This window comes from Microbacterium sp. CIAB417 (assembly GCF_022788845.1).
Genome location: NZ_JAHZUT010000009.1, coordinates 152,660 through 165,347, shown reverse-complemented (window position 1 = coordinate 165,347; position 12,688 = coordinate 152,660). Strand labels below are relative to the sequence as shown.

Genomic DNA, 12,688 nt, shown 5'->3' with positions numbered 1-12,688 from the left:
GCCTCCTCTGCAACCCGCAGCCCCCACCACGTCATCTCTCACCGCGGTCGACGACCGTGCGCAGATGCAGGTCAGCTGGGTCGCGCCGAACGACAACGGCGATGCCATCGACGGATACCAGCTGCAGGTGATCAACGGGTCCAGCGTCGTGCAGACCATCGACGTCGCGGCGGGGAAGACCTCGCAGGCCGTCGTCGTCGACACGTCGACGACCGCGTACACCTACAAGGTTCGGGCGGAGAACAAGGCGGGCTGGGGCGACTACAGTCCCGCCTCCGCGCCGCGTCGCGCCGCGATCAAGCCGGACGCCCCTTCACGGCCGACGATCAGTGACTACGGCGACCGTCACCTCATCGTGAACAAGAACTCGTACACGCTCACCGCGGCGGAGCTCAACGGCGCGTCGGCGTCGGAGACCGTGTACCAGTACAGCCTCAACGGCGCGGGATGGCAGAGCAGCACCAGCTGGGACGGTTCGAGGATCAACGGCCTGAACAACGGCACCTCCTACACGGTGCGCATACGGGCCGTGACGACCGTCGACGGCGTGCAGTACACCAGCGACCCGTCTCCCGCGTCCGCCGCCGTGACACCGTACGGCCTCCCGCCGAAGCCGAACGTGACGGCCAGGAACAACGGCACGACCGTGACGTTCTCCTGGAGCCCCAACGGAGACAACGGCGCATCGATCGACGGTGCCCGGATCAGCGTCAACGGCGGCGGATGGCAGTCGGTCAGCGCGAACGGCTCCACCACGACCGGGTCCGCGTACTCGAAGACGCACTCGATCGCGGTGCAGGTGCACAACAAGGCCGGCTGGTCGGCGTCGGGCACCGACTCTGCGCGGACGAACGATCCGCCCCCGCCGCCGGATCCGCCGAACGCGTGGGTCACCAACGGCGCGTACGTCGGATCCTCCGACTGCGCGGACGGCTGCCACAAGTTCCACCTGAACACGAACAGCACGTTCCCGGGCGGCTCGCACACGGTCCGCTGCTACAGCTCGGCGTTCCCCAACGGGTGGAGCACGAACACCTACAACTTCGGCGCGAACGCATCCTTCGATCTGTACTGCCACCACGGCGACATGCTCAGGAACCCGCCCCACCAGGTCTGGGTCGTCATCGACGGCAAGGCATACGAGCGCAGAGACTGGTAGCTCCGTCCCCGGCACCCGCAGCATCCCGCATCTCCACGACTAAGGACACCCCGCACATGACGATGACCCCCGAACAGGCCGCCTGGTTCCAGGGCACCTTCCATCGCCTCGTCGACAACGTCGACAAGGCGCTCCAGGGCAAGCGCGAGATCGTGAGCCTCGTGCTCGCCTCGATGCTCGCCGAGGGCCACGTTCTCCTCGAGGACGCGCCGGGCACGGGCAAGACCAGCCTCGCCAAGGCCCTCGCGGCCACGGTCCAGGGCACGAGCGCCCGCATCCAGTTCACGCCGGACCTGCTGCCGTCCGACGTGACCGGCGTCACGATCTACGACCAGCAGGCGCACCGGTTCGAGTTCCATAAGGGACCGATCTTCGCGTCCATCGTGCTGGCGGACGAGATCAACCGCGCCTCGCCGAAGACGCAGTCCGCCCTGCTCGAGGTCATGGAGGAGTCCCGGGTCACGGTCGACGGCGTCACGCACGAGACCGGGCGCCCGTTCCTGGTGATCGCCACGCAGAACCCCGTCGAGCAGGCCGGAACCTACAAGCTCCCCGAGGCGCAGCTGGACCGCTTCCTCATCAAGACGTCGATCGGCTACCCCGACCTCGACGTCACCCAGAGCATCCTGGCCGGAGCATCCGACCGCAACCCGTCGGCGAGCCTGTCCGCGATCATCACGACCAGCGCCGTCGCCGACATGGCGGATCTGGCGGCCTCCGCCCATGTCGAACCCGCCGTGCTGCGCTACGTCGCCGAGCTCACCGAAGCGACCCGTGCCGACGGCAGCGTGCGGCTGGGCGTCTCGGTCCGTGGCGCGATCGCCATGGTCCGCATCGCGAAGGTGTGGGCCGCCGCCCACGGGCGCCACTACGTGCTGCCCGACGACATCAAGGCGCTGGCCCGCTCCGTCTGGCAGCACCGTCTGCTGCTGGATGCCGAGGCGGAGTTCGCCGGCACGACCGCCGACGTCGTGATCTCCCGGGTCCTGGACTCCGTGGCGGCTCCTCAGGCACGAGCGGCGGCGTGATGACCTCGGAGACCCTCCCGGCCGCGGCGCCGACGACTCGACGCGACGCCGGCTGGCGCGACATCGCGGCGGTCGTCGGAACGCGACTCGGGGTGCGTCTCCGAGTGATCCTGGCGGCCATCCGGCCCCTGGCCTGGGTCCTGATCGGCCTGGGTCTCGGCCTCTGGATCGTCGGGCAGGTGTTCGGCTGGTGGGAGCTCGCCGTCGCGGCCGTCATCATCGGCGTCACCGTGGTGCTGTGCGCGCTGTTCCTCATCGGCCGCACCGAGTACGACGTGGCCCTGGACCTCGCCCGCACCCGTGTGGTCGTGGGCGAGCGCGCGGTCGGCGCGCTGACCCTCGCGAACCGCAGCACTCGAGCCATCCTGCCCTCCCGCGTCGTTCTGCCGGTGGGCTCGGGTCGCGGCGAGTTCGGCATCCAGCGCCTCGCCCCCGGGGAGCAGGCGGAGGAGCTGTTCGCGATCCCGACCCAGAAGCGCAGCGTCGTGAAGGTCGGGCCGGTCAGCGTGGTCCGAGGCGACCCCCTCGGACTGTTCGAGCGGGCCCACCGGCGCGACGAGCCGGTCGACCTGTACGTCCACCCCAAGACGGTGCTCTTCGACGGGCAGTCGCTCGGATTCCTCCGCGACCTCGAGGGGATGCCTGCCGCCGACCTCTCCCGTGACGACGTGTCCTTCCACGCTCTGCTCGAGTACCAGCCCGGCGACGACCTGCGCCACGTGCACTGGCGCTCGACCGCGCGCACCGGGGTCATGATGGTCCGGCAGTTCGAGGAGACCCGCCGCTCCCACTTCGTCATCGGCCTGTCCCGCAACACGGCGGAGTACGCCGAGGACGAGGAGTTCGAGCGCGCCGTGTCCATGGCGGGCTCGGTCGGCCTGCGAGCCCTGCGCGACTCGCAGCGCGTCGACCTGCGGGTGCAGGGACGTGATCTTCCGGCCGGCACCGGCAAGCAGCTGCTGGACTCCCTGTCGACGGTCGAGTTCTCCAAGCCCAAGGAGGGCGGCATCACCGAGCTCGCCGGGGTGCTGGCCGCCACCATGCCGCTCGCCAGCTTCGTCGTGCTCGTGACCGGCTCCAAGACCTCGACCGAGGATCTCCGCGCCGCCTGCTCGCGCGTCCCCTTCGGGGCGCGGGCGCTGGCGATCGTCGTCGACCTGCGAGCCGAGAACCCGACTCTTCGCCGCATCGGCGACGCCGACGTCGTCACCGTGGCCGCGCTCGAACAGCTGCCCCTCGCTCTGCAGAAGGTGCTCGCATGACCGCCGCGACCACGCCGATCAGTCCGCGCCGTTACCTCATCGACCTCACGGCGTCCGCGCTCCTGCTCGGGGTCGCCGTCGTCGGGTTCTGGCCCACCTTCGCCTCGTCGAGCTATCTCCCCGCGGCCGTCGGCGCGGTCATCCTCGGGCTCGGCATCGCCGCCGTGAGCGCCTGGCGGCGGTGGGGCATCCTCATCATCGCCGGACTCACGATCGCGGCCTATTTCGTCTTCGGCGGCGCGCTGGCGCTGCCGTTCACGACGATCGCGGGCTTCATCCCGACCGTCGACACGCTCCAGCGGCTCGCGGTCGGCACCATCACCTCATGGAAGCAGCTGCTGACCACGGTCGCTCCCGTCGCGGTGTCGGACGGCCACCTCCTCGTGCCGTTCCTGCTCCTTCTCACGGCGAGCGTGCTCACCGGATCCCTCGCGCTGCGACTGAAGCACGCGGGCTGGGCGCTGATCCCGGCCGGTGCCGCCGTGATGTTCGGCATCGCCCTGGGCGTGCCGTCGCCCGCCGCGCCTCTCGTGCAGGGCGCCGTGTTCGCGCTGGTCAGCGTCGGCTGGCTGTCGCTGCGCCAGATCTGGGCACCGCAGAACGCCGCCGTCTCGGTCGGCGAGGTCGACCCGACCCGCGCCGCTCACATGCGCTGGCGGCGCATCGGGGCGGGTGCCGCCGTGCTCGTCGTCGCCACCGGTGCCGGGGTCGCCACTAGCGCCGTGGCGGAACCGGCAGCCCCGCGCCACGTCTTCCGTGACACGATCATCCCGCCGTTCAACATCCGCGAGTACCCCAGCCCGCTGCAGTCGCACCGCAAGATCGTGCGCGACCACCTGGAGGACACGCTCTTCACCGTGAAGGGCCTGCCCGAGGGGTCGCGCGTCCGGCTCGCGGCGATGGACGACTTCAACGGCCAGGTGTACAACGTCTCGGACGCCGGCACCGGCTCGTCGGGGGCGTTCACGCCGTTGCGCGGCAACATGTCCGTCGACGCCGAGGGGGCGCGCGCGACGCTGCAGCTCGAGATCGGCGAGTACGAGGACGTCTGGATCCCGATCGCCGGCCAGGTGAACGAGCTCGACTTCACCGGCGGCCGCGCCGAGGAGCTGCGTCGTGCGACGTACTACAACGAGGCCAGCGCGACCGCGATCTCGACGGTGCCGCTGACCGAGGGCGACACCTACACGATCGAGACCACGCTGCCGGCCGAGCGCAAGGACGAGGATCTCGCTGAAGCCGAGTTCGGTGAGATCTCGATGCCCAAGCAGAGCAACGTGCCCGAAGAGCTGACGACCCTCGCCGCCGAGACGACCGAGGACGCCGAGACACCGATCGAGAAGGTCGCGGCGCTCGAGACCTTCCTCGCCGAAGGCGGCTTCTTCAGTCACGGTCTGGAGGGCGAGGTCATCTCCCGCGCCGGGCACACCTCCGAGCGGATCTCGACGCTGATCGGCGGCGACCAGATGATCGGCGACGACGAGCAGTACGCGGTCGCCATGGCGCTTCTTGCGCGGGAGCTCGACATCCCCGCCCGTGTCGTCATGGGGTTCTACCCCGACGAGGAGGACGCGGCGTCGGCGACGTTCGCAGCGAGCGGGGATGACCTGCATGCCTGGGTCGAGGTCAACTTCGCCGGGCACGGCTGGGTCGCCTTCGACCCCACGCCGCCCGAGGACAAGGTCCCGAACGACCAGAACACCAAACCGCGCGCCGACCCCAAGCCGCAGGTGCTGCAGCCGCCGCCCCCGCCGCAGGAGCCGGTGGATCTGCCCCCGACGCTTCCGGACGACCGCGAGGCGGAGGAGGACGACTTCAACCTCGCCGGCCTCATCGGCACGATCCTCGCGATCGGCGGCATCTCGCTCGGCATCATCGCCCTTCTCGCGTCGCCGTTCATCGTGATCGGCGCGTGGAAGGCTGCCCGTCGTCGTGCGCGACGCGCGGCGGAGCGCACCGCCGACCGGATCAGCGGCGGATGGGACGAGCTCACCGACCGCGCCGTCGACTACGGCGCGCGGATCACCCCTGGGGCCACGCGCGCCGAGGAGGCGGGGCAGGTCGTCGAAGCCCTCACGGTGCCCGCGGTGACCGTGCTCGCCCAGCGGGCCGATGCCGAGGTGTTCGGACCGACCGAGCCGACGCCCGAGCAGGTGGACGCGTTCTGGGCAGAGGTCGACGGCATCGTCGGGGGGCTCAGCAGGGATGCCGGCTTCTTCACACGCCTGAAGGCGCGGCTGAGCCTGCGCTCGCTGCTCAAGGATTCGTCGCTGGCCGAGCGCTTCCAGGGATTGAAGGATGCCGCGACCGCGCGCGTTCGGCGAGAACCTGGCACCATCGACAAGAACAGTTCCCCGACATCCGAGAGCGAGAGCGCATGACGATGCTTCCCTTCGGGCAGATCGCCCCGATCTCCCGACGCGCCGTGGCGTACGTGCTCGACGCCCTCATCGCCGCCGGTCTCGCGATCGTGCTGAGCGGCATCCTCGTCACCATCGCGGTGCTCAGCGGCAGCGTCGAGGGCATGCTGCTGATCCTCGCGATCGGCGCCCCGGTCGTCGTCGCGTTGGAGATCGGCTGGCTGCTGGTCTACACGTACATGCAGGTCGGCGCCGGCTCCATCGGTATGCGCGCCCAGGGCGTGCGCCTGGTGGATGCCGCGACCGGCGACTCGATCGGATTCGGCCGCGCACTGCTGCGCAACGTGATCTTCTGGCTGGCCGGTTCGATCGTGGTCGGCTACTTCACCCCGCTCTTCGACGGCACCGGCCGCTATCAGGGGTGGCACGACAAAGTGGCGAAGACGCTCGTGATCGATGCGCGGGTCTCCGCGCCGACCGCCCCGGCGACGCAGGCCATGCCGCTGCCTCCGGTGCCCGAGGCCGGTGGCGTCGGCGGGCAGCCCCCGCTGTCCCCGGGGTACCCCGCGCCGCCGACGGGCCAGCCGTTCCCGCAGCCGCCCGCGGGCCAGCCGTTCCCGCAGTCGCCCGCACCGGCTCTGCCGTTCGGGAACCCGGCCCCGGCACAGCCGTCGTTCGCCGCTCCCGCGCCGCCGCTGCCCGAAACGGCACCGGCCGCTCCGGATCTCTCGTCGAGCGCCCTGGACGAGACGATCGTCCCGCCGCGTCCGCCGCTGCCCGTGACGCCCGAGCCCGCGCCTCAGTTGCCTGCGGACTCGTCCCTCATCGCGTTCGTGCCCGGCATCACGCAGGACGCTCCGCTCCGCCCCGCGCCGGCGGCGTCGGCCGAGCCGCCGTCCGAGGAGGCAGCAGCTGCCGCGCCCGAAACCGCCGAGACGCCCGTCCCGGCATCCGGGACTTCCGCGGAGACGCCCGCCGCGGCGGCTATCACGCCCGCCGAGGAGGACGACGTCGAGCAGACCCGGATCAGCATCCCCGGCCACCGGCTCGTGTTCACCTGGGACGACGGGGCCCGCGTCTCGGTGTCGCGCCGCACCGTCTTCGGCCGCAATCCGGCCTCGGAGGAGGGCGCCGTCATCGTCCCCGTGCGCGATGAGACCCTTTCGCTCTCGAAGACGCATTTCGAGGCGGCCGCGGACACCTCGGGCGGATGGCTGATGGACCGCAACTCGACCAACGGCACCACGATCATCCGCGACGGGGTCCAGATCACCTGCACCCCGGGCGAGCGTGTGCGCATCAAGCTCGGCGACGTGATCTCGATCGGCGACCGCATCGTCACGGTCGGGGGCTACGAATGATCCCGTCCCTCATCGTGTCGACCGGGTCCGCGACCCATCCGGGCAACCGCCGCCCGCTCAACGAGGACTCGCTGCTGGCGAGCGCCCCCGTGTTCCTGGTGGCGGACGGCATGGGCGGACACGAGGCGGGCGAGGTCGCCAGTTCCGCGGTCATCGAGGAGTTCTCGCGCTTCATCGGTCGACCGGACCTGACGCTGGACGACGTCCGCACGGCGCTCAGCCGGGCACGCGACGCGGTCGAGGCGCTGTCGACCTCCGGGAACGGACGCGCTGGGACGACGCTCAGCGGAGCCGTCATCGCGTCGGTGGACGGCATGGGCTACTGGCTGGCGCTGAACATCGGCGATTCCCGCACCTACCGGCTCTCCGGTGGGGAGCTGGAGCAGATCAGCGTCGACCATTCGGTCGTCCAGGAACTGATCGACTCCGGAGAGCTGACCACCGAGGACGCCGCGACCGATCACCGTCGCAACATCATCACCCGCGCCATCGGAGCCGGCAGCACCGGCGAGGCGGACTACTGGATGTTCCCCGCCGAACTGGGCGACCGGATGCTGGTCTGCTCGGACGGGCTGTCGTCGGAGCTCGACGACGCGCGCATCCGCGAAGTGCTGATGTCGGAGCCGGACCCTCAGACCGCCGCCGACCTCCTCGTGGACGAGGCCGTCAGAGCCGGGGGACGGGACAACGTGACCGTCGTGGTCGCCGATGCCGTGCTGGTCGCCTCGAAGCCGGGGCGTCCGCTGCAGGCGGACGACGACATCGATGCCGACACCCGACCGCGGGAAGCCGCGGCAGGAGGGATTCGCTGATGCAGACGAACTACCGACCAGGGTCCTGGAACGCACTCGTCGTCCCCGGGGCGCTCGTCGCGCTGCCGCCCGAGGTCCCGCACGCACTGGTGTCGACCCTGTGGGAGCGCCTGAACGACGAGCGGACGCTGGCCGCAGTCGTCGACGCCATCACCGACAGCGCGGGAGGATCGTTCACCGCGATGCCTCCGTTCGTGGCCGCCGTGCGAGAGGGCGCGAACGTCCGGGTCGCCGTCCGCGGCGACATCGTCGCCGAGGTCACGGGTTCCGATGGGCTTCAGACCCTCTCCGGCGCCGACGTCACGACCTGGAGCGAGCGCTTCATCCCGGGCGCTGACCGGGTCGTGCTGAGGCTGTCGGCGGATGCGGGCGAGGCGGAGTTCCCGGTCCTGGGCGGAATCGTCCGTGCGGCAGAGGTCTCGGCGGACCTCGAGCCCGGTGACGGGTCCGCGGCGGAGGCAGCCGCGGGCGGCGCGGCGCCCGAGGCCGAGTCCGCGCTCGCCGCGGAAGCGGCGGTCGCACCCGCCTTCGCGGCGGCGGTCCCGCCTCCTCCGGTCGTGCCCCTCCCTGCGCCGGTGACCGACGAGACTCCGTCGGCGCCCGAGGACGCGACGGCCGAGGAGACCGACGCGCTGGACGAGGTCGACGGGACGGATGCCGGGACGGAGGAGCCCGACGAGCAGGCCGCTGTCGAGACCGACCAGCCCGCCGTCGAGCCCGAGGAGACCTCCGCGGATGCCGCGACAGCGGCCATTGACGTCGATCCCGCGGCCCCTGCCGAGGCGTCCGACGACGTCGTGAGCGATCAGACGCTCATCCCGGCCGAGCAGACCCTGGGCAGCGACTTCGACGAGTTCCAGCAGCTGTTCGGCGACACCGTGCATTCCGTGCCGTCGGCTCCGCCCGCGCCTCCCGTCGCCGGCGACCATGACGGCGCGACGATCTCGGTCGCCGAGGCGCGCGCCCTGCGCGGCGACCTCCCGCCGGTCCCGCAGATCGAGCCCGAGGCCGCGACCGCGCTGATGCCCGCCGTCGGCGGCGGGCGGATCCGGGTGTCCACCGGTCAGGTCGTGGCCCTCGACCGCACGGTCGTCATCGGCCGCCGGCCGCGCGCGCCGCGCGCGAGCGGCGCGAGCCTTCCTCACCTGATCGCGGTCGAGAGCCCGCAGCAGGACATCTCGCGCAGCCACCTGGAGATCCGGCCCGAGGGCGACACCGTCGTGGTGATCGATCTGCACACGACGAACGGCTCGACGCTGCTGCGTCCCGGTGCGGACCCGGTGCGCCTGCACCCGGGGGAGCAGACCCTCGTGCTGTCCGGAGACGTGATCGATCTCGGCGACGGCGTGACCGTCGCCTTCGAGGACCTCCCGTGAGCAGGCCCCCCTCTCCGCCGCCCGAGCTGCCCGGCTTCACCTACGTGGAGCCGCTGGGGACCGGCGGATTCGCGGACGTCTTCCTGTACGAGCAGCAGATGCCCCGCCGGCGGGTGGCCGTCAAGGTGCTGCTCGCCGACCGCATCGCGAGCGGCTCCGCCCAGGAGTTCACCGACGAGGCGAACGTCATGGCGATGCTGTCCACGCATCCCGCGATCGTCACCATCTATCAGGCGGGTGTCGCCGGCGACGGCCGGCCGTACCTGGTCATGGAGTACTGCCCGCGCCCGAACCTGCAGCTGCGCGCCCGCAAGGAGGCGTTCTCGGTCGCCGAGGCGCTGCGCGTCGGCATCCAGGTCGCCGGGGCCGTGGAGACGGCGCATCGCGCCGGGGTGCTCCACCGAGACATCAAGCCGGCGAACATCCTCGTCACGGAGTACAACCGTCCGGCCCTGACGGACTTCGGCATCGCGTCGACGACGGGGGCGATCACCGAGGCGACCGGCATGTCGATCCCCTGGTCTCCGCCCGAGTCGTTCGGGGACCCGCCGCAGAGCGGCACCCGTTCCGACGTGTGGGCCCTCGGCGCCACGCTGTACACGCTTCTGGCTCGGCGTTCGCCGTTCGAGCGCCCCGGGGAGCGCAACTCCAGTGCCGACCTGATCGAGCGCATCGAGCGGGCGCCGCTGCCGCCGATCGGGCGACCCGACTCCCCGGCGAGCCTGCAGCGCGTGCTGGAGCGGGCGATGGCGAAGAACCCGGCCGACCGCTATCCGAGTGCCGTCGCGTTCGCGCGGGCGCTGCAGAAGGTGCAGATCGAGCTGTCGCACTCGGTGACGCCGATCGACATCGTCGACGATCACCCGATCGAGCAGATCGAGGATGACGACGACGGCCTGACCAGGGTCCGCGAGGTCGTCAGCATCGATCCGGATGCCGGGTCGACTCGGCCCTCCGCGCTGACGCAGCCGTTCGCCGCCGGTCCGCTGGGCACGCCCGCACCGACACCGGCGTCCGAGATCCCGGTGTTCGACCTGCCCTCCGCCGGGACGGCCGCGGTGGACGAGACCGTGATCCGCCCGCCTTCGGGCGCGGCGGCTCCCGCCGCCGGCGCGGACGACGACCGCACTCTGCTGCGTCCGCCGCGCGTGCTGAATCCGGCCTCTCCCGCACCGGCCGCCCCGTCGGCCGCGGCACCCGAGGCCGCAGTGGACGCCGAGCAGAAACCGCGCCGCCGGATCGGCCTCGTCATCGGCGGGATCGCCGCGGCGGTCGTGATCATCGCGGGCGGCGTCGCCGGGATCACGCTCGCGGCGAACTCGCTCAACGCCGCTCCGGAGCCGGAGGAGACCACGGACGTCGTCGACCCGCAGGACGTCGTGGGAAGCATCATCCCGCAGGTCACCGACCTCGCCGGGGAGCGCAGCGGGTCCGAGGTGACCTTCACCTGGGCCAACCCCGACGAGCAGGACGGCGACTACTACATCTGGCAGCAGGTCGTGCTGTCGGGCGAGACGAGCTCGGAGAAGGCACAGGAGCCGACCGTGACGTTCACGCCGGAGGGCGAGGGCGAGGTCTGCATAGACGTCACTCTGGTGCGCACGGGAGGACGATCGTCCGAACCCGTCCGGGGATGCATCGACTGACCGGGCGGGCCCGCAGGGGCCGCAGCGACAAGCGATTCGACATGACACGACTCAGTATTCTTGACCTCGGCCGCAGACGGCGAGATGAGCGCGGGGGAGGGCATCCGACGGCATGATCTGGGAGATCGACGACAGCAGGCCGACGATCGAGGGCCTCGACGCGGCCGGACGTCCGGACCCCGCATATGCCGCGGCGCTCGGACTGTTGTCCGCGCCGTTCGGCCGCCGCGCGCTCGCGCTGGTGTGCGACCTCGGACTGTGGCTGCTGCTGCAGCTGCCGCTGTGGCTCGGCGCGATGCCGCTGGTGCTCAAGCTCGCGACGGGATCCATCTCGCCCTACGGCTTCCTCAACCACCCGGGGTTCGGGCTCAGCGTCGCCATGGCCGCCGTCACGGTCGGACTCACGCTGATCTACTCCGTCGTGCAGCTGGTCCTCCACGGACGCAAGGGCCTCACGATCGGCAAGGCGATCACCGGCATCCGGAGCGTGAACGTGCGAACGCTCGAGCGCCCCGGAGTCGGGCAGGTGCTTCTGCGCCTGATCATCGTGTGGGCCTCGGGCCTGGTGCCCGTCATCGGCCCTGCGGCGTTCCTCGCCTCGCCGACCTTCGACCCGGAGGGCCGCGGCCGCGGCTGGCACGACAAGGCGACGAAGGTCTGGCTCGTGGACGTGCGCAAGGGGCTGAACCCGTACGACGAGAAGCGGATGCGCGTCGCCCGCAAGGTCGTGAAGGCCGATCCCACCCCCGAGCGGTCGGAGCTGCCGTCGCTGGCCACTCCGGTGGGTCCCGGCCAGCAGCCCGCCTACCGGCCGGGGAATCGGATCAGCGCGGGCGTGCTCGGCGTCGCGCGGCCGCATCGATCCGACGAGCGTCCGGCCGTCGGCCTGCCGCAGGCTTCGGCCGCCGCTCCGGCGCCGATCGAGACGGGCAAGCCCGTGCTCGGCGGGTATCGGGGGGCGCGCGAGAGCCTCACCGGCACGGCGCCCGCCGGATTCCCGTACGCGCCGGCGATGCCGACGCCGGCTGCTCCGGTGTCCGCGGCCGCGGTCCCGAAGAACCCCGCACCGCCGGCGGACCCGCAACCGCAAGCCCCCGCGCAGCCCGCCCCGGCACAGCAGCCCGCCCCGCAACCGCAAGCCCCCGCGCAGCCCGCCCCGGCACAGCAGCCCGCCCCGCAACCGCAGGCCGTCGTGCAGCCGCAGGCCCCGGCGCAGCCCGCTCCGGCACCTGTGCGTGCCCAGCCGACGGCCCCCGAGCCGGCTGCGGTGCCGGCGGTCCAGACGGCATCACCCGCCGCACGACCGACCCCGCCGCCGGCCGAGCCGCGTCGCGCTCCCGCGGCCCGCTTCGGTCTGCGCCTCGACAGCGGCGAGAGCATCCTGGTCTCCGAGCCCGTCCTGCTGGGGCGCAATCCCGACGCGGCGGGGCATCCCGGAGCGCGACCCGTCGCGCTCGCCGACGACAGCCGGTCCCTCTCGAAGACGCATCTGCTGGTGCGGCCCGCCGAGGGGGGACTCGAGATCGTCGACTGCGGCTCCACGAACGGATCCGGGCTGGTCAGGGCGGGCACCGAGTACGCCGTCACGGCCGGGGCGCCGGTCATGACGACCGAGGGCGACATGATCCGGCTCGGCGACCGCGTGGCCGCCGTGATCCGGGTGTGAGCGTGAGCACGCAGAGGA

9 protein-coding genes are annotated in these 12,688 nt (G+C 71.7%); all 9 read left to right on the top strand.

Annotated features, from left to right (window positions below):
* Positions 1 to 1,159, top strand: a 1,159-nt coding sequence (locus tag KYX17_RS27415; RefSeq protein WP_243231953.1) for a fibronectin type III domain-containing protein, incomplete at its 5' end; no start/stop codon positions are given.
* Positions 1,160 to 1,215: 56 nt separating this feature from the next.
* The gene (locus KYX17_RS27410; RefSeq protein ID WP_243231951.1) at positions 1,216 to 2,187 is read left to right on the top strand and encodes a MoxR family ATPase; all 972 of its coding nucleotides are present in this window, start codon (positions 1,216 to 1,218) and stop codon (positions 2,185 to 2,187) included.
* A complete protein-coding gene (locus KYX17_RS27405; RefSeq protein WP_243231949.1) occupies positions 2,187 to 3,449 on the top strand; it encodes a DUF58 domain-containing protein in 1,263 nt (420 codons plus the stop codon). The genes KYX17_RS27410 and KYX17_RS27405 overlap by 1 nt, the downstream gene beginning before the upstream one ends.
* Complete coding sequence (locus KYX17_RS27400; protein WP_243231947.1) at positions 3,446 to 5,830, top strand: transglutaminase family protein; 2,385 nt, start codon at positions 3,446 to 3,448, stop codon at positions 5,828 to 5,830. Before KYX17_RS27405 ends, KYX17_RS27400 begins: the two co-directional genes overlap by 4 nt.
* Entirely contained in the window at positions 5,827 to 7,170 is a 1,344-nt protein-coding gene (locus tag KYX17_RS27395) for an RDD family protein (RefSeq protein WP_243231945.1), read from the top strand. The genes KYX17_RS27400 and KYX17_RS27395 overlap by 4 nt, the downstream gene beginning before the upstream one ends.
* Positions 7,167 to 7,982: a PP2C family serine/threonine-protein phosphatase gene (locus tag KYX17_RS27390; protein ID WP_243231943.1), complete on the top strand. Its 816-nt coding sequence runs from the start codon at positions 7,167 to 7,169 to the stop codon at positions 7,980 to 7,982. Before KYX17_RS27395 ends, KYX17_RS27390 begins: the two co-directional genes overlap by 4 nt.
* Positions 7,982 to 9,358: an FHA domain-containing protein gene (locus KYX17_RS27385; protein WP_243231941.1), complete on the top strand. Its 1,377-nt coding sequence runs from the start codon at positions 7,982 to 7,984 to the stop codon at positions 9,356 to 9,358. The genes KYX17_RS27390 and KYX17_RS27385 overlap by 1 nt, the downstream gene beginning before the upstream one ends.
* Positions 9,355 to 11,004: a serine/threonine-protein kinase gene (locus KYX17_RS27380; protein ID WP_243231934.1), complete on the top strand. Its 1,650-nt coding sequence runs from the start codon at positions 9,355 to 9,357 to the stop codon at positions 11,002 to 11,004. Before KYX17_RS27385 ends, KYX17_RS27380 begins: the two co-directional genes overlap by 4 nt.
* Before the next feature lie 112 nt (positions 11,005 to 11,116).
* Entirely contained in the window at positions 11,117 to 12,670 is a 1,554-nt protein-coding gene (locus KYX17_RS27375) for an RDD family protein (protein WP_243231933.1), read from the top strand.
* Positions 12,671 to 12,688: the final 18 nt, after the last annotated feature.